Source organism: Tessaracoccus sp. MC1756, assembly GCF_014164735.1.
Lineage (GTDB): Bacteria > Actinomycetota > Actinomycetes > Propionibacteriales > Propionibacteriaceae > Arachnia.
In genome coordinates, this window is record NZ_JACJFZ010000001.1 from 382,932 (window position 1) to 408,985 (window position 26,054).

Consider the following 26,054-nt stretch of genomic DNA (forward strand, 5'->3'; position numbering starts at 1 on the left):
ACACATCGGGCCGCCCAGCCCCTTTCCGGTACGATTACCCCCATGCCACGCGTCGTTGTCAACGTCATGCCCAAGCCGGAGATCCTGGATCCTCAGGGAAAGGCCGTCACGGGTGCCCTCCAGCGTCTGGGCTTCCACGGGATGTCCGTGCGCCAGGGTAAGCGCTTCGAGATCGAGGTCGAAGGCGACGTCACGCCCGACATGCTTGACCAGATCGGCAAGGCCGCAGAGACCCTGCTGGCCAACACCGTCATCGAATCGTTCGATGTGGTGACCGACTGATGACCCGCATCGGCGTCGTCACCTTCCCGGGGTCGCTCGACGACCACGACGCGCTGCGCGCTGTGCAACTCACCGGCGCCGAGGCCGTCCCGCTGTGGCACGGCTCGGATTCGATCGACGGCGTGGACGCGATCATCCTGCCCGGCGGCTTCTCCTACGGCGACTACCTGCGCTGTGGCGCCATCGCCCGCTTCAGCCCGATCATGGACACCATCATCGACGCCGCGAACAAGGGCATGCCCGTTCTCGGCATCTGCAACGGTTTCCAGCTCCTCTGCGAGGCGCACCTGCTCGAGGGCGCCATGATCCGCAACGCCGGCCAGCAGTTCATCTGCCGCGACGAGCGTCTGCGCGTCGAGACCATCGACACCGTCTGGACCGCCGCCTTCACCAAGGGCGACGAGATCACCATCGTGCTGAAGAACGGCGAGGGCAACTACCAGGCCACGCCCGAAACGCTGCGCAAGCTCGAGGACAACGACCAGGTCGTCTTCCGGTACCTGGACAACCCCAACGGCTCCGCCAATGACATCGCCGGCATCACCAACGAGCGCGGCAACGTCGTCGGTCTCATGCCGCACCCGGAGCACAACGTCGAGCCGCTCACGTCGCCCACCACGGACGGCGCGAGGTTCTTCGAGTCGGTCATCGGGTTCCTCGGCGCCCGCGTCTGACGCTTTCGGCTGCATAGCCCCACCCCGGGGATGGCGCCCAGTTCCGGCTGTGTCAGACTGCTCGGAACCGGGCGGGGGTCCCGGTGATTGGGGAAATGACATGTCCATGCGCAAAATTCTCGCGGGGATCGCCGCAGCCGTCATAGCGACGGCGGGGCTACTGGTCCCGACGCCCGCACAGGCCACCACGGGCGACGTGTACTCAACGCCCGGTGTGCAACTCATCAACGACCGCTACTGGCAGACGTCGTGCTCCAACTACTCGGCGACCATCATCCGGTGCACCACGGACATCTTCGCCACCAAGGTCTTCATGGAGAACGGCCAGTGGTACAAGCAGAACACCTGGGCCTTCAACAACCTCGCCTACCTCCCCTCGGCACGCCAGGCGTGGGCATCGAACCCGCTGGGCAACACCGGCTCCTGGACCTCGACGGACGGCCGCACGTGGCGCACCGAGTGTGACACCGCGGCCACCGGCCGGGGCGCGTGCCGCAACTACATCGTCGCCACCGTCGCCTCGGAGGCCGGGGGAGTCGTGAAGCAGGAGACCAAGGAGGTCTTCAACTCGATGGTGCGCTTCTCCACCTCCACGGTACCCGCCGTGACGACGATCCCGGCCCCGGCACCGTACCTGGCGCCGCCGGCTCCGGGCCCCAAGCAACTCCTCAGCGCAGCTGCCGCGCCCAGGCCAGCGGCGATCGCGGCTCCCGTCACGGTGGCCCCGGCGCCGACGTCGGGGTCCGCCTCGCCGAATGGCTGGAACTGCCCGTCGGCATATCCCATCAAGGGCAACGCGAACTCGATGATCTACCACATGCCCGATCAGCGCTACTACAGCCGCACGCAGCCCGAGGAGTGCTTCGCAACGCGTAGCGCGGCAGAGGCGGCCGGGTACCGGGCAGCCAAGGTGTGAGCGGCACCCTGTCGGATAGCTCTGCCTGACCCTACTCGCCGCGGGTCAACAACCGCCCGGCCGGGCGCCGCGCGGCATACGGCGCTGACGCAGCGCCTCTTCCGCGTCGGCACGTTGCAGGTGCCGACGGCGCCCTGGGGCTGGTAGTTCGTCAGGCGTGGCCTTTTCGCTGGGGGAGCGGCGTCAACATCGACATCGCGATCTCTCGTCCGACCTCGCGCAGGAGCCTCGCCGCCTCGCGCATGCTCTCCTCCGGGCTGGTGGCCCGATCGGTGAGCGCGTAGAGAGCGGTGAATCCTGCTTGCTGCCATTGGTCGTCGTCGAGCAGGGACCTGCCGCACACGATCACGGCGGGCACCCCGACCTTCCTGGCGGCGGCGAGCACGCCCATCGGGGCCTTGCCTCCCAGGGACTGCTCGTCCAGGCTGCCCTCGCCGGTGATGGCGAGATCCGCCCCGACCAATGCCTGAGGCACGCCCACGAGCTCGGCCACGAGTTCGGCCCCCGGCCGGGATTCAGCCCCGAGCCCAGCGAGGGCCGCGAAGCCGACCCCGCCGGCCGCGCCAGCGCCCCGGAGCAGATCCGCTCCTGGCGGGAGCCCGATGGCCTCGCCGAGGAGGTTCGCCCAGCGCCCCAAGGCGTCGTCGATGACGGGGATGGCGTCCGGGGTCAGGCCCTTCTGGGGCCCGAAGACGGCAGCGGCGCCTCTGGGTCCGCAGAGCGGGTTGTCCACGTCGTTGGCCAGCACGAAACGCGTGGCGGCCAGCCGCGGGTCGAGCCCTGAGGCGTCGACCAGCGCGAGGTCGGCCAACGGGCCGCCACCGGGACCCACGGGGGAGCCATCGGCGGCAAGGAGCCGGACCCCGAGGGCTTCCAGCATGCCCGCGCCACCGTCGGTGGAGGCGGAGCCGCCCACGCCGAGGACGATGGTGCTGGCCCCGGCATCCAGTGCTGCGCGCACCAGTTCTCCGGTGCCGAACGACGACGCCCGGAGACCGTCGCGTTCAGCTGCGGGGATGAGTTCGAGGCCGGAGGCCGCCGCCATTTCGATGACAGCCTCCGAGTCGCGAAGTGCCCAGTGGGCGTTGACTCCGTGGCCGAGTGGGCCGCGCACCGTGGCGGTGCGCCGCTCGTACCCGGCCGAGATGGCCGCCTCGACCGTGCCCTCCCCGCCGTCAGCGACGGGGAGGGACACGATCTCTGCGCCTTCACCCATCACGTCGCGGATACCCGCGGCGATGGCCTCGACGACCTCATGCGCAGCCAGGGAACCCTTGAATTTGTCGGGGGCGATGACGACCAACACGAAGGCCTCCTCAGTCGCCGGCGGGCGACGGTCCGCGGGTCTCGATGTCGAACTCGATCTCCGTCATCTGGACGTCGATACGCAGGTGGATGAGGACCGGGTCATGAGCGGTCTCCTTAGTGGGTGCGACTGTCGTCGTCGGGGATGGTCCGGTTGGGGGGGAGTGGCTCAGCTCTTGCCGGCCAGGTCCTGCGCGAGCTTCAGCAGAGCCGAGTGGTCCAGCGATCCGTACCCGCGCTGGCGGGCGGAGTTCATGAGCTGGGCGACGATCGTGCCGACGGGGAGGATGACCCCCGCCTCACGGGCCGCAGAGGTGACGATTCCGAGGTCCTTGTGGTGCAGGTCGATGCGGAACCCGGGAGCGAACTCGCCCTTGATCATCGAGGCGGCCTTGCGGTCGAGGATGCGGTTCCCGGCGAGGCCGCCGGCGAGTACCTGGACGGCGGCTTCGAGGTCGACGCCGTGGGCCTCGAGGAACACGAGCGACTCGGCCACGAGCTGGATGGTGCCGGCCACGATGAGCTGGTTGGCAGCCTTCACCGTCTGGCCGCTACCGGCCGGGCCGACGTGCACGATGGTGGTACCGACGTCCTCGAGCACGGGGCGGGCCTCCTCCACCACGCCCGCGTCGCCGCCAACCATGATCGACAGGTTGCCCTCGACCGCGCCGGCCTCGCCGCCCGACACGGGGGCGTCGATCGCGCGGATGCCGGCTTCGGTGGCCTGTTGCGCGAGGCGCTGGGCGACGTCTGGGCGGATGGTGGATGTGTCGATCCAGATGGCGCCCCGCTTCGCGTTGGCGAACACTCCCTCGTCACCGGTCACCACGGCCTCGACGTCGGGGGAATCCGGCACCATCGTGATGATGACGTCGGCGTCCTTCACTGCCTCGGCGACGGACGTGGCGCCCCGGCCGCCTTCGGCGGCGAACTGCTGCACCTTCCCGGGGCTGCGGTTGAAGGCGACGACGGTGTGGCCCGCCTTGACGAGGTTCCTCGCCATGGGGAGCCCCATGATGCCCAGGCCGATGAATGCGATGTTGGTCATGAGAACGCCTTTCGACGAATGGGTAGGAGCGGGTCAGATGCCGGGGAGGACGCCCTGGCCGACGAAGGCGAAGGGCGCGTCGGGCTGCTTGTACTCCAGGCCGATGTGGCCGTCGTAGCCGAGTTCCTGCGAGCGTTCGAGCCAGGTGGCCAGCGGGAGGATGCCCGTGCCGGGGGCGCCCCGGCCGGGGAAGTCGGCGATCTGGATGTGGCCGAAGTCGGCTGCGTGGTCCTCGATCACGGCGGCGACGTCGTCATCGTTGGCGGCGAGGTGGAAGAAGTCGGCGAGCAGCTTGACGTTGTCACGACCCACTTCGGCGATGACGGCGAGCACATCGGCGGCGGTCTTCAGGCGGTAGCCCTCGGCACCCGACACGGGCTCAACGAGCACGGTGCCACCGATCCGGTCGACGGCGTCCGCAGCTTTGCGGAGCATCGCTACGGCGTGCGCGTCCTGTTCGTCCGGGGTGTAGGCGTCGTCGCGCAGGCCGTAGAGCGCATTGAAGGCGCGGCAGCCGGTGCGCTCCCCGATGCCGGCGACCACGTCCAGGTTGGCGACGAACTCATCCTCTCGGCCCGGGAGCGACACGAGGCCACGCTCACCCCCCGCCATGTCCCCGGCGTTGAAGTTGAGGCCGGTGAGCTGCACGCCCGCGTTGCGCAGCGAGGCCTCGAAGGCCGCGATCTCGGCTGCATGCGGGATGGAGGTGGCGAAGGGCCACCAGAACTCGACCGCATCGAATCCCGCGTCCCGTGCTGCCTGCGCGCGCTCGAGCAGCGGCAGCCCGGTCAGGAGGATGGAGCAGTTCACGGTGTAGGACATGAGACATCCTCGTCTTTCGCCATGGAAGTATCCCTTCTTCTAGGGAAACCCTAACCGCACCCCCCGAACCCGAAGTACGGAGGCGCACGCCGAGGTGTGCGATGCTCACGTCTAGACTCAGGCTCCATGTCGTCTGCGAACCTCAGCCAGCAGGAAACCGCCCACCGTGCCGCCACCGTCGAGGTGCACGCCTACCATGTCGAGGTCGACGTGCGGGACGCGGTCGATCCGGCGCACCATGACTTCCCCGTCGTGGCGCGCCTCACCCTCACCGCGGCCGAGGGCGAGACGTGGCTCGATTTCCTCGGCGAAGTGGACAGTCTGCTCATCGACGGCGAGCCGCAACCCGTGCAGTATGACGGCGCCCGGCTCCGTCTCACCGACCTGCCGGTGGGTCGTCGCTGCGAGGTGCTGGTCGGGGCGCGCGCCCGCTATTCCCGCACGGGGGAGGGCCTGCACCGCTTCGTGGACCCGGTGGACGGCGAGACCTACCTGTACACGCAGTACGAACCCGCCGACGCACGGCGCGTCTTCCCCACCATGGAGCAGCCCGATGTGCGGGCGCCCTTCACCTTCTCGGTCACCGGTCCGGCTGGCTGGTGGTTCGGCTCCAACCAGCCCGAGGCGAACCGGACGCCGGTCTCCGACGGCGTGGTGCGGGTCGATTTCGAGCCCACGGCCACGCTGTCGACGTACATCACCTGCCTCTGCGCGGGTCCGTACCACCGGGTGACCGCGGCGTGGACCGGCGCTCCGCTGGGCGCTCGCCAACCGACGGGCCCATCAGAAACCCGGGAACTCGAACTCGGGCTGCTCTGCCGCAGGAGCCTCGTGCAGCACCTGGATGCCGACGAACTGTTCCGCGTCACCAGGGCCGGCCTCGACTGGTTCACCGAGAACTTCGGCCCTTACCCGTGGGGCGCCAAGTACGACCAGATCTTCGTGCCCGAGTACAACCTCGGGGCCATGGAGAACCCGGGGCTGGTCACGTTCACCGAGCAGTACCTCTTCCGCTCCACTCCCACGCCGGCGCAGTTGCAGGGGCGCGCCAACACCGTTCTCCACGAGATGAGCCACATGTGGTTCGGCGACCTCGTCACCCCGCGCTGGTGGGGAGACCTGTGGCTGAAGGAATCCTTCGCCGAGTTCATGGGCACCCACGTCTCCGTCGAAGCCGCGGGCTTCGACGAGGGCTGGGTCAACTTCGCCACCCAGCGCAAGGTGGGCGCCTACCTCGCTGATTCCATGCCGACCACCCATCCCGTGGTCGCCGACATCCCGGACCTCGAGGCGGCCAAGACCAACTTCGACCGCATCACCTATTCCAAGGGCGCCTCCGCTCTCACGCAGCTGGTGCACTTCGTCGGCCTCCCCGCGTTCCTCGCGGGCTCGCGTCGCTACTTCACGGCGCATGCCTTCTCCTCCGCCACGCTGGCGGACTTCATCGACGCGTTGGCCGCAGAGACCGACCGGAACCTGAGCACCTGGAGCGCGGCCTGGTTGCAGACCGCCGGCCACGACACGCTGAGCGCCACGGTCCTCGCCGAGCCGGGCGATGGCACCGTGCGCGAATTGGTTGTGCACCGCGACTTCTTCGGCGCGGGCGACGCAGACGCAGGCCGGCCGCACGCCACGACGGTGGGTCTCTACCGTCTGGTGGGGGACCGGCTGGAACTCGACAGCCGCCACGACGTGGTGCTCGCCGCGGGCGAAACCCCCGTCGTCGCCGCCGCAGGCCGGCCGCTGCCGGACGCCGTCCTCCTCAACGACCTCGATCACACGTTCGCCAAGGTCGCGCTCGACGAGACGTCGCGCGGTTTCCTCCTGGGACACGTCGGCGACCTGGACCCACTGCCCCGTGCCGTCGCCTGGACGGCCCTGTGGCACGACGTCCGCGCCGGCTACCTCCAGCCGGGTGCCTTCGTCGCGTCCGTGGTGGGGTCGGGCGAGCGGCAGACCGGCGTACTCGCCTCACTGATCGAGCGCGCCTTCATCGCGGTGTCGCGCTACAGCACCGACCACCTCCTGGCCGTGCAGTGGCGCGACGGTGCCCGCGCGGCCACGGGGGCCGCCGAGGCCGGCTCCCCGGAGCAGTTGCTGTGGGCCCGCGCGTACCTCCGCGCGGCCGCGCTGGCCGCGCAGGACGTGCGGTGGGTGCTCGACGGTGGGGTCGACGGGCTCGAACTCTCGCCGGATCTCACCTGGCTGGCGTGGCAGAGCCTCTCGACTCAGGGGGCCGCCACCGACGCCGAACTGGATGCCGCGTTGGCGGCCGACGACACCGCGGCGGGGCGCACGGCGCGCCTGCGGGCCTGGGCTTCGCGCCCGGAGGCGGCGGTGAAGGAGGAGGCGTGGCGCCGGGCGCACACCGTCGACGGTGAGACCAACGACGCCGTCGATGCGCTGCTGGCGGGCTTCACCGCACCCGGCCAGCGGGAACTGAGGGAACCGTACGCTGGACGGTACTTCGCCTCTCTCGAGCAGGTGTGGCGCGACCACCCGATTGAGATCGCCATGCGGCTCGTGCGGGGCGGGTTCCCGGAGGGCGGGCACGCGGCGGGCCGTGACTGGCTCGCCGCGCACCCCGCCGCCCCGGCGACCTTGGTGCGACTCGTGCGCGAGGAGATCCACGAGGACGAGATCGCCACCTCGGTCAGGGGTCAGCGCTTACCGCGGCCCTTGCTGGGACCGTTGTAGTCGCGGGGATCGTCGATGCCTTGCGCACGATCGATCGTGAGCGGGGCGGAATCCCACGTCTCCCAGTGGTCCGGGTTCGAGGGATCGCCCAGCGCCTTGAGCACGCGGACCTGGAGGACGTAGCTGCCGTCGGCGACGGTGCGCAGCTTGCCGTTGCCGCTCTGGTTGCCCTGATAGGTGCCGTCCCACGCGATGGTGGCGAGGTCGCCGAAGCGGCCGAGGTCCACCTCAGTGGCGTAGTTGAGGTAGTTCGCGTGCACCTTCTCACCGCGGGTGCCGTCCGGGTTCGCCCGGTAGACGTCGACGTACAGCCCCGATACGGGGTACGCGAGGTACAGCGCGATGCGCGGGATGTCGCCGTCGGCGAGCGTGAACGTCTGCCACGGCTCGGCCACGGAGAGAACGCCCTCGTCGGCGATGTAGGTGAGCGCCGCGAACTCCAGTGAGGTGAGCGACTGGTAGTCACCGGCCAGACCCGCGAACGGGATCACGAGGTCTTCGCTCCCGGACGTGAGCGTGATCCAGCCGCCGTAGATAGCGCCGTCGAGCTCCGCCTCGAAGCTCTCGTCGATGGTCACTGTGGCGGTGGCGCTCTGACCGGCCGGCACCATGAGGCTGTCGGCGGAGAATGTGACGTCGGCCTCGAGGATGTAGAACCCGAGAGAGTCGGTCGACTCGCCCCAGGTGCCCACGCCGTGTTCCACACCGAGGTCGTAGGTCAGGTCACGGTCGGAGGTGTTGGTCACCTTGATCGTGGTCGTGACCGGTCCGGCCGCGCTCTCGCCCAGCGAGATCTTTTGCGGCTCCACGAATGTCGCCGTGGTGATGGCGTGCGGGATGTCCACGAGGCCGCCGCCCTGGCGGTGCACCGGTTCGGCCAACCCGTATTGGGGCAAGAGGCCCCAGATGAAGGGGTCAGCAGTGGTGGTGAGCAGCGTCCGGACCTCGTACGGATCCACCTGGGGGCGGGCCTCCAGCACGAGCGCCGCGGCGCCGGCGACGTGCGGGGCCGCCATCGACGTGCCACCCAGCGTGGCGTAGCCGCCCTCTTCCAACGGGTAGGTGGAGTAGATGCTGCCGCCGGGGGCCGACACATCGGGCTTCAGGGTCAGGTCCGCGGCCAGGCCGTAGGAACTGAAGTCCGACTGGGAGCCGCCCGTGGGGTTGTCGAAGCGCTTCTGGTCCTTGGAGAACGTGATACTGGTGGCGCCGGCAGCGGCTTCGGCTGCCAGGACCGTGCCGTCGGCCTGGAGGAGGCTGATGGCGGGGATCTTGATGGGTGTGGTGCCCTCCACCGTCATGTTGATGATGCCCGAGGCGTTGTTGTAGATCAGCACGGCGTCGTAGCCGGCGTTCTGGGCGTTGAGCGCCTTCTCGTGGAAGGTGCAGCCGCCGCGCTGGATGAGCAGCGCCTGGCCGTCCGCGCCGGCCGCCTCGATCTCGGCGGGCACGCAGGCGGTGACCGGGTCGGCGTTGACCAGCGCGAACGTGGTGCCGGGCTCCGGGGCGGGAGAGCCTGTCGCCGTCATGTAGGCGAGCTCGGTGCCTGCGGTGGAGGTCAGGTAGTTCGCCATGTACTGCTCGTTGTCTACCGAGCCGACGGAGATCACGTTGTGCGCGACGGAGGGCGCGCCGCCGGAGAAGGTGCCGCTGGCGCCGGAGTTGCCCTGGGAGATGACCATGACCACGCCGGCGTCGACGAGGCGGTCCGCAGCCTGCGCAGTGGGGTAGCTGGGCCAGGTCTGCAGCGACGCGCCGAGGCTCATGTTGATGACGTCCATGCCGTCTGCGTACGCGCGGTCCATGGCCTCGATGATGATTTCGGAGCTGGAGGAACCGTCGCAGCCGAAGACGCGGTAGGAGCCGAAGTCGACGTCAGGGGCGATTCCGGTGACCTCACCGTCGGCGCCCACGATGCCCGCCACGTGCGTGCCGTGCCCGCCGCAGTCGTCGGGCCAGCGGTCACCGACGGGGGTGTTGATGGCCGGGTCGTCGCTATTCGCGTCGTAGGCGTCGCCGACGAAGTCCCAGCCCCACTTGACGCGCTCACCGGGGAAGTCCCTGGTCTCGGCGTTGGTGCCGGACCCCCCGAAGTCCGGGTGGTTGTAGTCGATGCCGGAGTCGATGATGCCGACCTTGATCCCGGCGCCGGTGTAACCCAACTCCTGGTTGGCGACGTCTGCGCCGGTCATGGTGCGCGCGTAATTGATGTCGGGGCTGGCGGCCGCGTCTTGGACGGGCTGGTCCACCTGGACGACGGCGTAGACCCCGCGTACCCCGGCCAGCGCGTCGAGCTTGCTGGCGTCGGCGGCGCTCGCGGTGACGGCGACGCCGTTCCACGTGGCCGTGAAGCGCTTCGGCTGCTTCAGCGCGATGCCCTCGGCCTTGGCTGCCGCCATGACCTTGTCCTGGGCCTGTTTGGCGGCGCCGGCGGTGCCGCCGGCGATCTCGGGGGCCCCGTCGACCTCGACGAACCAGCGGCCGCTGACGACCTCGTCGCCGAGAGCTGCCAGCTGTTCCTCGATGGGGGGTGCGGGAGTGGTGGGGGTGGTGGCGATGGGTGCCTGCCCGGGTGCGGCCATGGCAGTCCCGGCGCTGAGCGCGACGGTGGCTGACAGGAGACCCACACCGAAGGCCCGCGCGCAGCGGGCGGCGAATGGATGCGACATCCAGTTCTCCTCCTGGTAAGGCTCCACGACTACTTCGTCGTGGAGAAGGGAATGGGTCATCATGCAGGACGAGGGGGTCAGTCTCTCCCCTTGCCGATCGGCGCAGGCGGGTATTCCACCCCTGGGGGTTAGGGGCGTCGCCGCTGAGCACGCGCGACGGTTCCGAGCGCGGCGCGGTAGATTGTCCCCGTGGTAGACACCGTTGAGCATGCCTTCCAGAGCCCCGACGTCGAGCAGCCGTACGCTGCGCTCGGCGTCAAGGACGACGAATACCAGATGATCCGCGACATCCTCGGACGCCGCCCCACGTCGGCGGAACTGGCGATGTATTCGGTCATGTGGTCCGAGCACTGCTCGTACAAGTCGTCGAAGGTGCACCTGAAAAAGTTCGGCACCCTGTCCCAGGAGACCCCGCGGGGACCGCTCCTGGCGGGCATCGGGGAGAATGCCGGGGTCGTCGACATCGGTCAGGGCTACGCCGTCACGTTCAAGGCGGAGTCCCACAACCACCCGTCCTTCGTCGAGCCGTACCAGGGCGCCGCCACCGGCGTCGGCGGCATCGTCCGCGACATCCTGGCCATGGGCGCGCGTCCCATCGGCGTGATGGATTCGCTGCGCTTCGGCCCCCTCGACGCCGACGACACCCGCCGGGTGCTGCCCGGCGTCGTCTCGGGCGTCGGCGGCTACGGCAACTGCCTCGGCCTGCCCAACATCGGCGGCGAGGTCCAGTTCGACACCTCCTACCTCGGCAACCCCCTGGTCAACGCCCTCTGCGTAGGCGTCCTGCGCCACGAGGACCTCCATCTGGCGCACGCCTCCGGTGTCGGCAACCAGGTGATCCTGTTCGGTGCGGCCACGGGCGGCGACGGCATCGGCGGCGCGTCCATCCTCGCCTCGGAGACGTTCGACGAGGACGGCCCGGCGAAGCGCCCCAGCGTCCAGGTGGGCGACCCGTTCATGGAGAAGCTGCTGATCGAGTGCACGCTGGAGCTGTTCCAGGCGGGCATCATCAACGGCATCCAGGACTTCGGCGCCGCAGGCATCTCCTGCGCCACCTCGGAACTGGCCTCGGCCGGCGACGGCGGCATGTTCGTCAACCTCAACCTGGTGCCGCTGCGTGACCCCAACCTCGCTCCTGAGGAGATCCTCATGAGCGAGTCGCAGGAGCGCATGATGGCCGTGGTCGAGCCCCGCAACGTCGAGCGGTTCATGGAGATCTGCCGCAAGTGGGACGTCCAGGCCACCGTCGTGGGCGAGGTCATCGAGGGCGACCGCCTGGTGATCGAATGGAACGGCGAGACCATCGTCGACGTCGATCCCAAGACCGTCGCGCACGAGGGCCCGGTCTACGAGCGTCCGTACCACCGCCCCGAGTGGCTGGACGACGTGCAGGCGGACCGCGCCGAGGACCTCCCGCGCGACAACACCGCCGAGGGCCTGCGCGCCGCACTGCTCCGGGTGCTGGCGCACGGCAACGTGGCCGACAAGACGTGGGTCACGCAGCAGTACGACCGCTACGTGCGCGGCAACACCGTCCTGGCGCAGCCGGAGAACTCGGGAATGCTGCGCATCGACGAGGAAACCGGTCTGGGCATCGCGCTCGCGCTGGACGCCAACTCGCGTTTCACCTACCTCAACCCGTACCTGGGCGCCCAGCATTCGCTGGCCGAGGCCTACCGCAACGTGGCGGTCACCGGCGCGGAGCCGGTGGCCATCACGGACTGCCTGAACTTCGGCTCCCCGGAGGATCCGGAGGTCATGTGGACCTTCGCGGAGGCCATCCTGGGTCTGGTCGACGCCTGTCGCGAGCTGGGCATCCCGGTCACCGGCGGCAACGTGTCGCTGTACAACCAGACGGCGGAGGAGCCCATCCTCCCCACGCCCACCGTCGGCGTGCTCGGTGTGATCGACGACGTGGCCACCCGCATCCGCGCCTCGTTCACGCATCCCGGTGACTCCATCCTGCTGCTGGGCGAGACCGGCGAGGAACTCTCCGGTTCCATCTGGGAGGCGGCCGTGCACGACGGCCACCTCGGCGGGCTCCCACCGGTGGTCAAGCTGGACGCCGAGATGGCTCTGGCCAGGGTCATGGGAGAGGCCGCCAGGCGCAGCCTGCTGTCGTCGGCGCATGACCTGAGCGAGGGTGGCCTGGGGGTGGCGCTCGCTGAGTCGGCGTTCAAGGGTGGCACCGGTTTCGCGGTGACGCTGCCCGAGGGCGACCCCACCGTCGAGTTGTTCGCGGAGTCCGCGGCGCGCGTGATCGTGTCGCTGGCCGGCGGCGACGTCGCCGACTTCGAGGCCCTCTGCGCCGAGCATGGTGTGCCGGTGCAGCGTCTGGGAGAGGTCACGGAGGGCGACGAGTTCGAGTTCGTCGGTCAGTTCACGGTGTCGGCGGAGGAGGCGAGGAGCGTCTGGCTCTCGCCGATTCCCGCTGCGATGGCCTAAGTCTCAGCTCGCCGAGTTCGCGCGCGAACTCCCACGCCTCTTCCACGTCCTCCATGGTGGCGCCGGGGCGCTTCGTCGATCCGTACTCGGTTGCGTTGCGCACTAGGCGCAACCACTCGAAACCGAAGGTGTCGAACCCCTCGAGGAGGATGCCCGCGGCCTGACCGGTGGCCGCGTGCGAGCCGGCGGATTTCGCGCGGAGCCCGTGTTCGAGCAGCAGCGCCGTGAGTTCCTTGCGGATGGCGTCATAGGCCAGCGAGAAGGCGCCGGCCACGTCCGTGTGCCCGATCATCCGGGAACTGGCCAGGTGAGCTCGCGCCTGCTCGCGCAGGGTGGCCACCTGTTGGGGGTCCCGCGCGACGGACTCGACGCGGCGCTCCTTGATGAGGTCTGCCAGGGCCGAGCGCGACATGCTGCCAGCTTAGGACAGCGTCAGTGGCACGAGTGGGCCGGAGCGGACGGTCTTGGCGAAGCCCGTGGTGGGCTGGCGCCATTCCTCCGCGGGGAGCACCGTCAGGTTGACGTCGCGGCGCAGGAGCCCAGTCGCCTCGGCCTGCACTCGGCTCGCCGAGCGGCGGGACACGGCGCCGATCAAGAGCACATCGACGTCCTCGGGGTACGGCCCGGGGTCGCCCAGCCGGCGCGCGGCCCAGGACCCGTAGAGGTAGGCCTCCTCCACGCCCTTCAGCCGCGACAACAGGGACGGCAGCACCGCGGGGGGTCCGTAGGTGAGCGTCAGCATTTCGGTGAGCGACGGCGTGAGCGGATGGGAGGGATCCGCCCGGACCATCCGGGCCCGTCCGATGCGGCGCTCGCGGATGATGCCGGCCTCGGCCAGCCGCTCCACCTCCGTGTGGACCGTGCTGAGTCCCGCGTCGAGGAGGCGCGAGAGGTCCGTGAGGGTGTACTCCTCGTCCGGGTGCAGGAACAGCGCGGCCAGCAGTTCCCCTTGGAGGTCCGTGCGCAGGAGCGGCGCGATCGTCGGAGGCCGTTGTTTCATATAGGCAGAATACATCTTCGGTTCACGCGAAAGTAGTAGTCTAGGTCCATGAGCCTGCATGACCGCGTCAACGTCGTACTGCCGTCCGTCCTCACCGACCTCGAGCGTCTCATCGCCATCCCTTCAATCTCGTCGGTGCCCCAGCACGATGACGACGTGCTGACAGCCGCGGAGGCGGTGGCCGAACTGCTGCGCGAGGCGGGGTGCCCCCAGGTGGAGTTCCTCGAGGCCGGCGGCAAGCCGGCCGTTTACGGTCATTTCCCGGCGCCCGAGGGGCAGCCCACGGTGCTGCTGTACGCCCATTACGACGTCCAGCCCATCGGGGATCCCGAGGCGTGGACCACGCCCGCGTTCAGCGCGTCCGAGCGCAACGGCCGCCTGTACGCGCGCGGCTCCGCGGACGACAAGGCGGGCGTCGCGCTCCATCTGGCCGCGCTGCGCGCCTTCGAGGGCAAGCCTCCGGTGGGCGTGAAGGTCTTCATCGAGGGCGAGGAGGAGATCGGCTCCCCGTCGATGCAGCAACTCCTGGACACCTTCGGCGCGCAACTGGCCGCCGACGTCTTCATCATCGCGGACTCCATGAACTGGACGGTGGGCCGGCCCGCGCTCACCACCACGCTGCGCGGCCTCATCGACGCGGTGGTCACCGTCTCCACGCTCGAATCCGGCGTGCACTCCGGCCAATGGGGCGGCCTGGCGCCAGACGCGCTGACCACCCTGTGCCGTGTGCTGGCCACCCTGCACGACGACAAGGGCAACGTCGCGATCGAGGGGCTGGCCGTCGATCCCGAGCCCACCATCGACTACGAGGACGACGCCCAGCTCCGCGCGGAGGCGGGCATCCTCGACGGCGTGCAGTGGATTGGCGAGGGCAAGGCCTCGGCGCGCATGTGGACGAAGCCGGCCTGCTCCGTGCTGGCCATCGACACCACGTCCGTCAAGGACGCGTCGAACACCCTGATCGCGTCGGCCCGCGCCAAGGTGAGCGTCCGCCTCGCCCCGGGCGACGACCCGGTCGCCGCGGACCGGGCGCTGCGCGAGCACCTGATCAGGCACACCCCCTGGGGCGCGAAGATCGACATCCAGTCGGAGCGCGGGGGAGCGGGCAGCCGCACCTCCCTCGACGACGAGCGTGCCCGGTCCGCCGTCGATGCCATCCGCGAGGCGTTCGGCGTCGAGCCCGTGGAGATGGGCATCGGGGGCTCCATCCCGATCGTCGGTGAGTTCGCCAGCCGCAACGAGGGCGCGCTGGTGCTGGTCACCGCCGTGGTGGATCCCACCTCGCGGATGCACGGCATCGACGAGTCCCTCGACCTGGGCGACTTCGCCAAGGCCGCGCTGGCCGAGACCCTCCTGCTGCAGAAGCTCTCAACCGGCGATCTTGGCTAGTTCCTCGTCCATCTGGGAGCGGTTCAGGGTGCCGGCGCGCACCGACCGCACGCTGCCCTCCGCGTCGATGAAGAAGTGCATGGGCACGCCGCGCACCTGGTACTGGGCCGAGACCTGCGTGGTGGGGTCCACGAGGTGCGTGTACGACAGCCCGAGTTTCTCGGCGTAGGGTGCGACGTCGCGCGTGGTCTCACCCAGGTACACGGCCAGCACCTCCACGTCGTCGTGGGCCAGATGGGCTGCCTGCACGTCGGGGTTCTCCGCACGGCAGGAGGCGCACCACGTGGCGTTGAACATCAGCCAGACCGGGCTGCCCTCGTAATCGGAGAGCCGCACGGCGGCCTCGTCGACGGTGAGGGCGGCGAAGTCGGCGGCGCTCTCGCCAACCCTCGGGGCGCGGCCGCCACCGTCGGCGACTGTCACCTCGCTCATGGCGCCCTCGGCAGTGCCGCCGCGAAGCAGCCAGACCCCGCCGAGGATCAGGGCCGTGGTGAGCACGAGCACCACGACGGAGACGATGCGGTTGTTACCCATACGAGTGCAGCCCGCCGAAGAAGTGGTTGCCGAAGTACGCGAACAGCACCATGGCGAAGCCGATGACCAGCAACCACGCCGCCTTCTTCCCGCGCCAGTTCCGCACCACACGGGCGTGCAGGTAGCCGCCGTAAATCAGCCACGTCACGAACGCTGCGGTCTCCTTCGGGTCCCAGCCCCAGTAGCGACCCCAGGCGGTGTCGGCCCAGATCGCGCCCAGCACGATCATGATCGTGATGAGCGGGAACGTGAGCGCTGCGGCGCGGTAGCCGATGTCGTCCAGGGTGTCCTGGCCGGGCAGCCAGCGCGCCTTGACCTTCGGGCGCACCAGCCAGAGGACGGCGGCGGCGAACGAGACGCAGGCGGTGCCGTAGGAGATCACCGCGAACCCGACGTGCAGCGTCAGCATCATCGAGTTCTGCAGTGCTGGCACGAGCGGATTGACGGTCGCGTCGAGGTTCATCGCGTAGACCATCATCCCGAGCGTCACCGGCAGCACCGCCAGCGATAGGGCGCGGAGCCGGTACAGCCACTCGAACACCAGGTAGGCCAGCAGGATGCCCCAGGAGAAGGCCACGGCGAACTCGTGCTGGTTGGAAAACGGGCCGTGGCCCGTCACCGCCATGCGGATGCCGATGTAGGCCGTCAGCAGCAGTAGCGACATGACGGTGAACGCGGTGCCGTACCACGCGAGGCCGTGGCTGCGGGTGCGGGCGGTGTCGGCCTGCGGCGTGACCCCGTAGTCGGCGTAGTCGGGCACTGGCCGGTCCCCGACGGTGGGCCTGCCACTGCCCACGAGTTCCAGCGCCGTGGCGGCCTCGACCCGCTCGAGGGCGCGTTTCTTCGAGGTGACGGCGCCGATGTTCAGCAGCAGCGCCAACCCGGCCACGATGAACGCGCCCGTCAGGCAGTACTCAGCGAGTTCCATCATGGCTTCGATGCCCTTCCGGTGGTGATCTCAGAGACGAGGCGCGTGAATTCGCGCTCGAACAGGACGTCGACCTTCTCCGACGACGCGACGCGCACGCGGCTGCCGTCGCCGTCGGGGGTGATGCGCACCCAGATGCGCCGGTGCCGCAGCATGAAGGTCAGGAACATGCCGAACACCATCAGCGCCGATCCTGCCCAGACCCAGGCGGTGCCCGGGTCGGAGCGCACCGTGATGCCGGTGTACTGGATCTCGCGCTCGAACGTGAACTGGAACCCACCGGCCTCGACGGGCGCACCCTGCGCCGCGGGCAGGACGGCCAGCGGCTCGTCGGCGCCCTCGGAGTAGACCTCGAAGACGGCCTCGCCGGCGGGGATCGTCGACCCCGAGCGGCCCGACGCGGGGGTGACGACGATGACTTCGAGGCCCTTGGCGGGGATCTCGAAGCGGCCGAGCGCGTTGCTGCCGTCGCGGCTGGTCCACTGCAGCGGCACGCCGCCGGTGAACAGCGTGGTGTCGCCTTCGGCCACGCGGATCATCGTCGCGATGCCGAAGCTGGCCTGGTGGTACTTGACGCCGTCGAAGCGCAGCGGCTCGTTGACCCGCACCTCACGCTGCTCTGCGACCGGGACGCCGTCCTCGTGCACCACCAGGTGCGAGACGTAGTCGACGGGGCGGCCGTCCTCGCTGTAGGCGTCATGGAAGGAGACGGCCTCGACCTCGTAGCCGGTGCCGTTGCCGACGGCGACCTGCGTCCCGACGGGGACGTTGAGGTGGGTGTCGAGCCCCCAGAACGCGCTCACCACGAAACCCATCAGGATGATGACGAAGCTCGCATGGGCGATCGCGGTGCCGAATGGCCCCCAGCGGAACCGGTCGGCGTAGAGGTTCAGGCCGGGGCCGCGGTCGTCGTCGAGCACCCGGAAGCGCCGGCCCCTCAGCGCCCTGCGGGCCACTGCCTCCACCCGCTCCGGCGCGACGGGGATGGTGCGCCCGGCGCGGTAGCGGGCGTGGCTGAAGAAACCCTCGGTCACGTGCAGGTGGGGACGCGTGGCGTGCTTCCACAGCATGGGGACCCGGTGGGTGGTGCAGGCGATGATCGACAGGGCCAGCAGCGCCACGACGGCGAGGAAGGGCACCGACCGGTACATGTTGAAGAAGCCGAGGAAGTGGAGGACATCGGTCCAACCCCCGAAGCGTGGGCGGATGGAGTCGAGCCACTGCTGCGCCGAAACCGGGTCGTCGAGCACGCCGCCCGGCGCCTGCGCGACCAGGGTGCCGAGAAGGGTGAGGAAGGCCATGGCCAGGATGATGGCGAGGCCGACGAACTTGTTGTGCAGGAATCGGTAGAGGGTGCGGAACAGCCCTTCGCGGCGCCCACTCGGCGCGTCCTCGGGCTCGTCACCGAGCACGAGCGGGTCCTCGGGAACGCTCAGGGGTCGGTCGTCGAGCTGGCTCATGGGCTATCCCTGCGGCAGGTGGTTTCGGATGACGTCGGCCTGCGGGAAGTCTGGTTCGATCTCGAGCACCCGCTCCCAGGCGTCGCGGGCCTTCTGTTCGTCGGCTGGCTCCTTCGACATGTAGAGGAAGCCGAGGTTGTAGAGCGCCTCGACCCGCCCGGCGTCGAGGTCCGCGGCCGCCAGCCACTGTTCCTCGGCGCCCGCCGGGTCGCCGGATTCCAGCAGGAGGACGCCCAGCTCGAGCCGGGCGTCGATGTCCGACGGGGTCACCTGTACCTGGGCGGTCAACTCCGCCATCCGCTGCACATCGACCGAACGCGAGGCCGCCTCACCCAGCTGCGTCTGCTGCGGGGCGGCCGCGGGCTCAACAGGGGGCCGGCCGAGGAACCAGACGCCGAAGATGATGGCGAAGACGGTCGCCGCCATCAGGAGCGGCTTGGCCCACGTGTCGATCAGGCGTCGAAAGCGGGAGCGCGTCACACCCTTCGCTGCACCGGTCGGTTTCCCGCCGGCCCGCAGGGCCCGTTGTTGTTCCTCCACCCACGGGCGGATCTCGTCCGGGGCGGTGTCGAGGAACTCGAGGATGTCAGTTGTCTTCACCGGCGATGAGCTCCTCGTACTGCCGGGTGACGTCGCTCGGCTCCAGGTCGGCCACCGGCACGCCGGTCAGGACGATCTGGCCCTTGCGGGACGCGTCGAGCGAGTCGCCCAGGATGCGGTGGATATAGGCGGGGGCGTGGAACCCATTGGAGTTCTCCGAGTAGACGTAGTCGAGGTAGAAACTGGCCTTCTTCTGCAGTTCCTGGGCCTCGGCTATCCGGGCGGCGTCCACGCCGTCGCCCTGCGCCTGCGTGATCCCGTCGATGAGGTCGACTAGCGCATCGAAGGCCTGGTTGCGGGAGTGGAGGTAGCGGTCCTGGATGTTCTCCACCCGCGACGTCATCTCCTCACCGCTCTCGTTGTGACAGGTGCCGCAGGAGGCGTTGGCGTCGAACAGGGGGCTCTGCAGGTGGTGGTCCGACACCTTCTGAGCGCCGTTGCGCACGTACGGCATGTGGCAGTCGGCGCAGCTGACGCCGGACGCGGCGTGGATGCCGTTGGACCAGATGTCGAACTCGGGGTGCTGGGCCTTGAGCATCTCGGCGTCGGTGTCCTTGTGCACCCAGTCGACGTGGCCGTCCTCCTCGTAGTACTCCCAGATGTCGTCGATGTCGATGCCCTTGGTCCAGGGGAAGACGAGTTCCTTGGTGTCCTTCTCGAAGTAGTATTCGACGTGGCACTGGGCGCAGGTGTAGCTACGCATCTCCTGTGCCGTGGCGTCCCTGTTGACGTCGTAGTCCTCGATGCCCTCGGAGGCCTTGAGTGCCTTGATGCCATCCTCGAACGCGGGGCGGGTGATGCGCAGCTGCATGGTGTCCGGGTCGTGGCAGTCGAGGCAGGAGACCGGATGGTCCACCATGTCGCTGACCTCGGCGTAGGACATGGAGTTCATCTTCGCGAAGCCGGCGTCCCGGTCGCCGTCGCCCAGCTCGTCCATGAGCGCGACGGTGGAGGCGTGGCAGTTGAGGCAGGTCCCGGGCTGGTCGAAGTCCTGGACGCGCAGCGTGTGGCGCTGGTCCTCGAGCATGTAGGCGTGGCCCCGCGCGTGGCGGTAGTCGGTCGCGAACGCGTAGCCGGCCCACATGGTGACCAGGCGCGGGTCCTCTTCCAGGCGGCTCGAGGAGATCTCGGTGCGCGGGTCGCCGTCGACGTCCTGGGCGACGGGGTGGCTGCCGCCCCACTTCGTCGGGCCCATCTCCGCCGTCTTCAGGTAATCCTGATACTGCACCGGGAAGTTCTGGCCCCAGACCGCGGGGTCGACGGTGGTCTCCTCCAGTTCAACCACCTTGGTGAACGGCGCCTGGGCTTCGGTCTGGCGCTCCATGATGGTGATCAGCAGTGCGGTCAGCCCGAACGTGACCACCGCCACCACGGCGATGGCGACGATCCACTTGCCGGAGTCCGCCCACAGTCTCTTCTGGCGAGGTTGGTGTGCACTGGTGCTCATGATCCCTACTTGTGTCCGACGTCGGAATGGCACTGGGTGCAGGTGACCTGCTGTCCCTCGGCCCTGGTGAGGTGGATCTCGTCCACGTAATCGGCGTGGCAGTACAGGCACGCGTTGTTCGTGACCTTCAGGTTCGACTCACGGATCTCGATGTTCTCCGGATACCACCCAGTGGTGAACTTCAGCGCGTGCCAGAAGCCGTTCTCGCCCTTGACCAGCCACTTGTGCACCTGATTGTCGTGAGGAGCGTGGCAGTCGTTGCAGCCCGCCACAGCGCTGTGGCTACTGGCTTTCCACCCGTCCCACTGGCTCTCCATCGCGTGGCAGTTGATGCAGGTCTCGGGGTTGTTGCTCAGGTAGGAGGCGCCCTTCGCGTAGCCGAAGGTGAAGAGACCCACTCCGAACAGGGATCCGATGACGAAGATGATGAGGGCGCGCAGGATGTTGGGGGCGGTCAACCAGTTGCTGATGCCGGGCCGGGCCACGCTGCTCGCCTCCTCGACGACGGTGGGTGGAGTTACCGGGACTCTACTACGTTATGTAGTGCAAAGGTGCGCGGGCAAGAATACCTGTCAGCCGACATTCTCGACGTAGAAGCGGCCCTCGACCAGATGCGTGTGCAGGGCCGCGGAGAGCCAGGGGAGTGAGTCCTCCGGCAGGTCGTCGACGGCGAACCACCCCACCTCGGACGTCGCCTCGCCCGGTGCCAGGGCGCCGCGCCACAGAGTTGACTCGAAGAAGAAGTTGAAGCCCTGCGCCCGCGTGGCGCCGTAGGGCACGTCGAAGCGTTGCAGGCCGACGTGGGACAGGTCCCCGGCGGCGACGGTGGCCCCGATCTCCTCGCCCGCCTCCCGTGCCGCGGCGACGACGGCGGGCTCACCGTCCTCGATGTGACCGCCGGGCAGGTTCCACAGCCCGTCGGCCAGCACGGTGCCGCTGCGCCGTGCCAGCAGCACGCGGCCCACGTCGTCCCTCAGAATCACCCAGGCGATCAGATCCATGGTGGTAACTCAACCATGTCGGGTAGCGTGACAGTGTTGTTCTTCAGCGAGGAGGAATCGTGGTCCGCATCGAGCGTGATTCATTGGGGGAGCGTGAGATCCCGGATGACGTCTACTGGGGCATCAACACGCTGCGGGCAGTGGAGAACTTCTACATCAGCCGCCGCCAGATCATGGTGTACCCGGACCTGATCGTTGCCTACGCCCAGGTGAAGCAGGCCGCGGCGCGAGCCAACCGCGACATCGGGGTGCTCGACGCGGAGCGCGCCGACCTCATCGACAGGGCGGCCCAGGACATCGTCGACGGCGAACTCCACGACCAGTTCGTCGTCGGCGTCATCCAGGGCGGGGCCGGCACCTCGACCAACATGAACTTCAACGAGGTGATCGCCAACCGCGCGCTGGAACTGGCTGGGAGGCCGTTCGGCGACTACGACTACATCTCGCCCAACGACCACGTGAACCGCTCGCAGTCAACCAACGACACCTACCCGACGGCGGTGAAGCTCAGCCTCGTCTACGCCATGGAGCGGCTCAGCCAGGAGATGAGGCTGCTGCGCAACTCTTTCGCCTCCAAGGGCCGCGAGTTCAAGGACGTGCTGAAGGTGGGGCGCACCCAGCTGCAGGACGCGGTGCCCATGACGGTGGGTCAGGAGTTCCGGGGGTTCTCAACCACCCTGGGCGAGGACATCGACCGCATCCAGGACGTCCTGCCGCTGCTGGAGGAGATGAACCTGGGCGCCACGGCCATCGGCACTGGCATCACCGCACCCGACGGCTACGCCAAAGCGGTCATCGGGCACCTGCGCGTGATCACGGGACACCCCGAACTCCACAACGGCCCGGACCTGATCGAGGCCACCAGTGACACCGGCGTGTTCATCTCCGCGTCCTCGGTGATGAAGCGCGCCGCGATGAAGCTCAGCAAGATCTGCAGCGATCTCCGCCTGCTCAGCTCGGGGCCGCAGGCGGGCTTCGGGGAGATCAACCTCCCCCCCGTGCAGGCGGGCAGCTCGATCATGCCCGGCAAAGTGAACCCGGTGATCCCGGAGGCGGTCAACCAGGTGGCGTTCGTGATCGCGGGCGCCGACATCACCGTGTCCTTCGCGGCCGAGGCCGGGCAGCTCCAGCTCAACGCGTTCGAGCCCGTCATGGCGCACGTTCTGTTGCAGAACTGCACCTGGCTGCGCCGGGCGGTGCGCACGCTGCGGATCAACTGCGTCGACGGCATCACCGTCAACCGCGAGAGCCTGGACAAGCAGGTGTCGACCTCCGTCGGCGTGGTCACTGCGTTGATGCCGAAGCTGGGCTACCTGCATGCCAGCAAGATCGCCAAGGAGGCCCTCGCGAGCGGCCGTTCGATCCGGGAACTGGTGCTGGAGGAGGGCAACCTCACCGCGGAGGAGATCGACGACGCCTTGGACCCGGCGGACCTCTCCGGCGGGCTCTTCGACACGGGCCGCCTGCCGGCGATGACGCCGGAGCTCATCGCGCAGATGGAGGAGAAGCTCGACGCGGCGGACCGCCGCGACCAGTCCTAACCCACCCGCGCCCGGGCCTCGTCGTACTCGACCGCCAGGCGGCGGACCAGTTCGTCGACCGTCGGGATGTCGTGGATGCCTGCCACCCCGTGGCCGGCGGACCAGATGTCGCGCCACGCCGTGTACTCGTCACGGGTCTGGTCGCCGGCCGCAGCCAGGCTCGCGGCGAGGAAGTTCGCCGGAATGGAGCTGACCTCGGGCGTGTACACGATGTCTGCGGCTCCAGCTTCGACGATCTGCCTGCGGTAGTCGTCTGAGGCGCGCGACTCCGCCGTGGCGACGAAACGGGTGCCCATGTAAGCGAGGTCCGCCCCGAGCGCCTGCGCGGCGAGCACGTCGGCCCCGCTGGTGATGCCCCCGGCCAGGGCGACGATGCCGTCGAACCACGGCCGCACGGATGCCATGAGCGCGAACGGATTGGTGGTGCCCGCGTGGCCGCCGGCCCCGGCCGAGACGAGGATCAGGCCATCCACCCGGGCGTCGGCCGCCTTCTGTGCGTGCCGGAGTGTGGTCACGTCGTGCAGCACGAGCCCGCCGTAGGAGTGCACCGCCTCCACGACGTCGGGCACGGCGCCCAGCGAAGTGATGACGACCGGCACCTTGCGGGCGACGACAGCCTCGAGGTCAGCGGCCAGCCGGGTGTTGGTGGCATGGACGATGAGGTTCACGGCGTATGGCGCGTCCGAGGCGCTGAGAGCGCCGTCGATCTGTTCGAGCCAGCTGATGAGCCCCTCCGTGGTGCGCTGGTTGAGGGCCGGGAAGGCGCCGAGCACGCCCGCGCGGCAGGCCGCGATGACCAGTTCCGGGCCGGAGACCAGGAACAGCGGAGCGGCCACCACGGGCAGGCGGAGTCTGCTGGCGAGGGGTTCGGGGAGCGGCATGGGGCCTCCTAGCGACGTTGCCGGGGTGCCCCACCCTAGCCGTCTCCCGTGTCGTCCGTACGGACGACTGTACGGACGTCGCGGACAGTGGTGAAGTATGAGAAGAGTCGGGCGCATATGGGGGGTCCTTCTCGTGAAGGGTGATGTCCCTGGCCATTTGGGGGAGACCAGGGGCATCATCCTCCTTTTGACGTTATTGTGAACCCGTGGCGCTGGAGACGACAGAGCCGCCGGACGTTCACCGCCGGCAGGGTCGGCCGCAGGAGGTACTGCGGCCTTGGCCGCGCGGGGGCGGGGCGTCACGTGAGAGGCCGGTCGAAGTCGCCGTCGCGGTCATCGCGATCCTCGGGATGCCCAAGCTCGTCGGAGGCATCTCCCAGGACGACCCCACGTACCTCCTCACCGGCCTCGGCGTCCTCTTCGTCGCCCATGTCCTCGTCGCCATCGACTGCCTCTGGATCCGCAGGCTGGGCTGGCTGATCGTCGGCCTGACCGTTGTCGCCACCGGCATCATCGTTGTGGGTCAACTGCTCGAGGGGCCCGCCGTGCCGGGTCACTGGCGGACCGACGCGTGGTTCGGCACGTTGCTCACCTACGGCATCCTGTTGCGCGGCCGCAAGCCCCAACTCCTGGTGCTCTCCGGGTCCTTCGTGATCGGCCTGGCCGTCGTCGTGACCACCCAGCAGCTCGAGTGGGTGCCGCAGATCCGCAGCCTCGCCTACACGCTCAGCGGACTGGGCGTCCTGGTGGTGGCCCGCCTGATCACGATCGCCATCACCGAGGAATACCTCGCCAGCCGGCAGTTGCGCGCCGAACAGGAGCAGGATGCTGGGGAGTCGGCCGCCCGCGCTGAGGCCCTCGCCGGGCTGCGGCGCGAGATGCACGACTCGCTGTTGCACGCCCTGCAGCGGATGGGCGCCAGCTGGAGTGCGGCAAACGCCGACGAGGTGCGAGCGTCCTGCGAGGAGGCTCGTCAACGGCTCGCCCAGATGCCGGAGCCGCTCACCGACGACAAGCCCGTCGACGTATGTGCAATGCTCCACCGCTCGCTGAAGCCCCGCCGCCAGGTCATCACGTGCGAACCGGAGACCCTCCTCGTCCCGCTCTCCGTGGCACAGGCGCTCGTGGGCGCCGCGAGGGAGGCCGTACGCAACGCCTTGGAGCATACCTCCGGCAGCCCGGAGGTGCACTTGGTCCAGCGCGGCGGCACGGTGCGTGTAACCGTGAGCGACGAGGGGCCGGGCTTCGACGTGACGGCACCGCGCGGGCAGTCCCTGGGGCTCGAAGGCTCTGTCGTGCAGCGCATGGCGGCCATCGGGGGCGAAGCGCACGTGCAGTCCGCCGCCGGCGGCACCACGGTGGAGATGCAGTGGCCGGCATCGCCCCCCGAGCCGGGCGGCCTGGGTGAGCGCGCCCGCCGCCTGATCTCCTGGTGCCCCATTCCGCTGGTCGCGGCAAGCGCCCTGCACATCCTGACCCTGGAGTGGCCAGGGGCGGCCTTTCCGATGGCGATCACGCTCATCGTCGCCGCACTGATCGCGGTGGGCGCCGTCGCGGTGCGCGGCGGCGGCCTGGCGCCGTGGCAGTCGGCGGTGCTGTGCGGCGTCGGGATGATCACGTTCATCGTCAATTACGCCGCTGTCCAGGGCGCGCCCAGTATCGACTGGGACCTGTGGGCACCGTCGCTGGTGTCGGCGCTGCTGATCATCGGCCTGCCCGGCCAGCCCGTCAGAGTGGCGGTGCCGCTGGCGGGCGTCGTGGTGGTCGGCGCGGTCACCACCAGTTGGCTCACCCTCGGTTGGCAGGCCACGATCGGATCGCACTTCGGTGGCCTCCTGGCGGTGCTGCTCTACACGATCGTGACGCTGGTGTTGGTGTTCGGAGCGCAGACGGTGTCGCGACACCTCCACGTCACCCGGCGTCTCGCCGCCGCCGCGGAACTCCGGGCCCACGCTGCGCAGGTGCGCGACGGGGTGTGGCACGCCTGGCTCGCGCGAGCCGAGAGACTCACCGGGGCCTTCCTCGGCGAGGTCGCCGACGGCAGCCGCGACCCCTTCGCGCCGGAGACGCGGGCGCAGGCGGCCCGCCTCGGAGCCCGGATGCGCGACGAACTGCGCCTGTGGCCCGGTCCGCTCCGCCTCGCCTCCGAACTCGACCGGCTCCGCGGCGCCGGCTGGGACGCCCGCCTGCTGACCGGCGACGTCGGGTCGACGTCGGACGATCTCGCCGAGTTGCTCGGGCACCTGGGGCGACCGGGCGAGGAACACGCCCAGTTGCTCGTTTCCGCCGAGGACGGAACCGCGACCGTGACCGCGACCCCCGCCGTCGCCATGGCAGAGCATTCCCCACTGCGACGCTGGGTCAGCATTGCTGACCCGGATTTCACCCAGTTCAGAACCGGCAAGGAGAGTTGAC

22 protein-coding genes are annotated in these 26,054 nt (G+C 69.2%); 8 read left to right on the forward strand and 14 right to left on the reverse strand.

What is annotated here, in order from left to right; genetic code table 11:
• Nucleotides 1-42 precede the first annotated feature (42 nt).
• The 3 genes from purS (at nt 43) to H5393_RS01800 (ending at nt 1,872) form a co-directional block, all read left to right on the forward strand.
• A complete protein-coding gene (gene purS, locus H5393_RS01790; protein WP_182763923.1) occupies nt 43-282 on the forward strand; it encodes a phosphoribosylformylglycinamidine synthase subunit PurS in 240 nt (79 codons plus the stop codon).
• On the forward strand, nt 282-956 hold the full coding sequence (gene purQ / locus H5393_RS01795) for a phosphoribosylformylglycinamidine synthase subunit PurQ (RefSeq protein WP_182765290.1): 675 nt from the start codon (nt 282-284) through the stop codon (nt 954-956). The genes purS and purQ overlap by 1 nt, the downstream gene beginning before the upstream one ends.
• Nucleotides 957-1,062: 106 nt before the next feature.
• On the forward strand, nt 1,063-1,872 hold the full coding sequence (locus tag H5393_RS01800; protein WP_182763921.1) for a hypothetical protein: 810 nt from the start codon (nt 1,063-1,065) through the stop codon (nt 1,870-1,872).
• A 151-nt stretch (nt 1,873-2,023) separates the two neighbouring features.
• Here H5393_RS01800 and H5393_RS01805 read toward each other — a convergent pair whose 3' ends face one another.
• From H5393_RS01805 to H5393_RS01815, 3 genes are all read right to left on the reverse strand, one after another.
• Complete coding sequence (locus tag H5393_RS01805; RefSeq protein ID WP_182765291.1) at nt 2,024-3,178, reverse strand: glycerate kinase; 1,155 nt, start codon at nt 3,176-3,178, stop codon at nt 2,024-2,026.
• Nucleotides 3,179-3,346: 168 nt separating this feature from the next.
• A complete protein-coding gene (locus H5393_RS01810; protein WP_182763919.1) occupies nt 3,347-4,225 on the reverse strand; it encodes a 2-hydroxy-3-oxopropionate reductase in 879 nt (292 codons plus the stop codon).
• 33 nt (nt 4,226-4,258) lie between these two features.
• Nucleotides 4,259-5,047 (reverse strand): hydroxypyruvate isomerase family protein, encoded by a 789-nt coding sequence (locus H5393_RS01815; RefSeq protein ID WP_182765292.1) that lies wholly within the window; start codon nt 5,045-5,047, stop codon nt 4,259-4,261.
• 126 nt (nt 5,048-5,173) lie between these two features.
• On the opposite strand from H5393_RS01815, the gene pepN reads away from it, so the two are divergent.
• Nucleotides 5,174-7,744 carry an aminopeptidase N gene (pepN, locus tag H5393_RS01820; RefSeq protein WP_182765293.1) on the forward strand — a complete coding sequence of 857 codons (2,571 nt, stop codon included), beginning with the start codon at nt 5,174-5,176 and terminating at the stop codon, nt 7,742-7,744.
• On the opposite strand, the gene H5393_RS01825 is transcribed toward pepN, so the two are convergent.
• Complete coding sequence (locus H5393_RS01825; protein ID WP_182765294.1) at nt 7,708-10,413, reverse strand: S8 family serine peptidase; 2,706 nt, start codon at nt 10,411-10,413, stop codon at nt 7,708-7,710. The genes pepN and H5393_RS01825 overlap by 37 nt on opposite strands.
• A 189-nt stretch (nt 10,414-10,602) precedes the next feature.
• Here H5393_RS01825 and purL point away from each other — a divergent pair, with 189 nt between their 5' ends.
• The gene (gene purL / locus H5393_RS01830; RefSeq protein WP_182763915.1) at nt 10,603-12,858 is read left to right on the forward strand and encodes a phosphoribosylformylglycinamidine synthase subunit PurL; all 2,256 of its coding nucleotides are present in this window, start codon (nt 10,603-10,605) and stop codon (nt 12,856-12,858) included.
• Here the strand turns inward: purL and H5393_RS01835 are convergent.
• On the reverse strand, nt 12,794-13,270 hold the full coding sequence (locus H5393_RS01835) for a hypothetical protein (RefSeq protein WP_182763914.1): 477 nt from the start codon (nt 13,268-13,270) through the stop codon (nt 12,794-12,796). The genes purL and H5393_RS01835 overlap by 65 nt on opposite strands.
• Nucleotides 13,271-13,279: 9 nt before the next feature.
• The gene (locus tag H5393_RS01840; protein ID WP_182763913.1) at nt 13,280-13,858 is read right to left on the reverse strand and encodes an ArsR family transcriptional regulator; all 579 of its coding nucleotides are present in this window, start codon (nt 13,856-13,858) and stop codon (nt 13,280-13,282) included.
• A 48-nt stretch (nt 13,859-13,906) separates the two neighbouring features.
• On the opposite strand from H5393_RS01840, the gene H5393_RS01845 reads away from it, so the two are divergent.
• The gene (locus tag H5393_RS01845; protein ID WP_182765295.1) at nt 13,907-15,247 is read left to right on the forward strand and encodes a dipeptidase; all 1,341 of its coding nucleotides are present in this window, start codon (nt 13,907-13,909) and stop codon (nt 15,245-15,247) included.
• Here the strand turns inward: H5393_RS01845 and H5393_RS01850 are convergent.
• The 7 genes from H5393_RS01850 to H5393_RS01880 form a co-directional block, all read right to left on the reverse strand.
• Entirely contained in the window at nt 15,227-15,781 is a 555-nt protein-coding gene (locus H5393_RS01850; RefSeq protein ID WP_182765296.1) for a TlpA disulfide reductase family protein, read from the reverse strand. The genes H5393_RS01845 and H5393_RS01850 overlap by 21 nt on opposite strands.
• Complete coding sequence (gene ccsB / locus H5393_RS01855; RefSeq protein WP_220488143.1) at nt 15,774-16,712, reverse strand: c-type cytochrome biogenesis protein CcsB; 939 nt, start codon at nt 16,710-16,712, stop codon at nt 15,774-15,776. Before ccsB ends, H5393_RS01850 begins: the two co-directional genes overlap by 8 nt.
• Nucleotides 16,709-18,169, reverse strand: a complete 1,461-nt coding sequence (locus H5393_RS01860; protein ID WP_182765297.1) for a cytochrome c biogenesis protein ResB — start codon at nt 18,167-18,169, stop codon at nt 16,709-16,711. Before H5393_RS01860 ends, ccsB begins: the two co-directional genes overlap by 4 nt.
• 3 nt (nt 18,170-18,172) lie before the next feature.
• Nucleotides 18,173-18,769, reverse strand: coding sequence for a hypothetical protein (locus H5393_RS01865; protein WP_182765298.1), 597 nt, complete (start codon nt 18,767-18,769; stop codon nt 18,173-18,175).
• A complete protein-coding gene (locus tag H5393_RS01870) occupies nt 18,756-20,216 on the reverse strand; it encodes an ammonia-forming cytochrome c nitrite reductase subunit c552 (RefSeq protein WP_182765299.1) in 1,461 nt (486 codons plus the stop codon). The genes H5393_RS01865 and H5393_RS01870 overlap by 14 nt, the downstream gene beginning before the upstream one ends.
• Before the next feature lie 5 nt (nt 20,217-20,221).
• Nucleotides 20,222-20,701, reverse strand: a complete 480-nt coding sequence (gene nrfH, locus H5393_RS01875) for a cytochrome c nitrite reductase small subunit (RefSeq protein WP_182765300.1) — start codon at nt 20,699-20,701, stop codon at nt 20,222-20,224.
• A gap of 87 nt (nt 20,702-20,788) precedes the next feature.
• Nucleotides 20,789-21,217, reverse strand: a complete 429-nt coding sequence (locus H5393_RS01880; RefSeq protein WP_182765301.1) for an NUDIX domain-containing protein — start codon at nt 21,215-21,217, stop codon at nt 20,789-20,791.
• A gap of 59 nt (nt 21,218-21,276) precedes the next feature.
• Between H5393_RS01880 and H5393_RS01885 the strand changes: the two genes are divergently transcribed.
• On the forward strand, nt 21,277-22,758 hold the full coding sequence (locus H5393_RS01885; protein WP_370585896.1) for an aspartate ammonia-lyase: 1,482 nt from the start codon (nt 21,277-21,279) through the stop codon (nt 22,756-22,758).
• On the opposite strand, the gene H5393_RS01890 is transcribed toward H5393_RS01885, so the two are convergent.
• Nucleotides 22,755-23,639 (reverse strand): nitronate monooxygenase family protein, encoded by an 885-nt coding sequence (locus H5393_RS01890; protein WP_182763904.1) that lies wholly within the window; start codon nt 23,637-23,639, stop codon nt 22,755-22,757. The two genes, H5393_RS01885 and H5393_RS01890, sit on opposite strands and share 4 nt — an antisense overlap.
• Nucleotides 23,640-23,989: 350 nt before the next feature.
• Between H5393_RS01890 and H5393_RS01895 the strand changes: the two genes are divergently transcribed.
• The gene (locus tag H5393_RS01895; RefSeq protein ID WP_182765302.1) at nt 23,990-26,053 is read left to right on the forward strand and encodes an ATP-binding protein; all 2,064 of its coding nucleotides are present in this window, start codon (nt 23,990-23,992) and stop codon (nt 26,051-26,053) included.
• Nucleotide 26,054 lies beyond the last annotated feature (1 nt).

Bases quoted from the DNA above. Each gene is read 5' to 3' on its own strand.
- purS (WP_182763923.1), top strand. From the start codon at position 43: ATGCCACGCGTCGTTGTCAACGTCATGCCCAAGCCGGAGATCCTGGAT.
- purQ (WP_182765290.1), top strand. From the start codon at position 282: ATGACCCGCATCGGCGTCGTCACCTTCCCGGGGTCGCTCGACGACCAC.
- H5393_RS01800 (WP_182763921.1), top strand. From the start codon at position 1,063: ATGCGCAAAATTCTCGCGGGGATCGCCGCAGCCGTCATAGCGACGGCG.
- H5393_RS01810 (WP_182763919.1), bottom strand. From the start codon at position 4,225: ATGACCAACATCGCATTCATCGGCCTGGGCATCATGGGGCTCCCCATG.
- H5393_RS01815 (WP_182765292.1), bottom strand. From the start codon at position 5,047: ATGTCCTACACCGTGAACTGCTCCATCCTCCTGACCGGGCTGCCGCTG.
- pepN (WP_182765293.1), top strand. From the start codon at position 5,174: ATGTCGTCTGCGAACCTCAGCCAGCAGGAAACCGCCCACCGTGCCGCC.
- H5393_RS01825 (WP_182765294.1), bottom strand. From the start codon at position 10,413: ATGTCGCATCCATTCGCCGCCCGCTGCGCGCGGGCCTTCGGTGTGGGT.
- H5393_RS01835 (WP_182763914.1), bottom strand. From the start codon at position 13,270: ATGTCGCGCTCGGCCCTGGCAGACCTCATCAAGGAGCGCCGCGTCGAG.
- H5393_RS01840 (WP_182763913.1), bottom strand. From the start codon at position 13,858: ATGAAACAACGGCCTCCGACGATCGCGCCGCTCCTGCGCACGGACCTC.
- H5393_RS01845 (WP_182765295.1), top strand. From the start codon at position 13,907: ATGAGCCTGCATGACCGCGTCAACGTCGTACTGCCGTCCGTCCTCACC.
- H5393_RS01850 (WP_182765296.1), bottom strand. From the start codon at position 15,781: ATGGGTAACAACCGCATCGTCTCCGTCGTGGTGCTCGTGCTCACCACG.
- ccsB (WP_220488143.1), bottom strand. From the start codon at position 16,712: ATGATGGAACTCGCTGAGTACTGCCTGACGGGCGCGTTCATCGTGGCC.
- H5393_RS01860 (WP_182765297.1), bottom strand. From the start codon at position 18,169: ATGAGCCAGCTCGACGACCGACCCCTGAGCGTTCCCGAGGACCCGCTC.
- H5393_RS01870 (WP_182765299.1), bottom strand. From the start codon at position 20,216: ATGAGCACCAGTGCACACCAACCTCGCCAGAAGAGACTGTGGGCGGAC.
- H5393_RS01880 (WP_182765301.1), bottom strand. From the start codon at position 21,217: ATGGATCTGATCGCCTGGGTGATTCTGAGGGACGACGTGGGCCGCGTG.
- H5393_RS01890 (WP_182763904.1), bottom strand. From the start codon at position 23,639: ATGCCGCTCCCCGAACCCCTCGCCAGCAGACTCCGCCTGCCCGTGGTG.
- H5393_RS01895 (WP_182765302.1), top strand. From the start codon at position 23,990: ATGCCCAAGCTCGTCGGAGGCATCTCCCAGGACGACCCCACGTACCTC.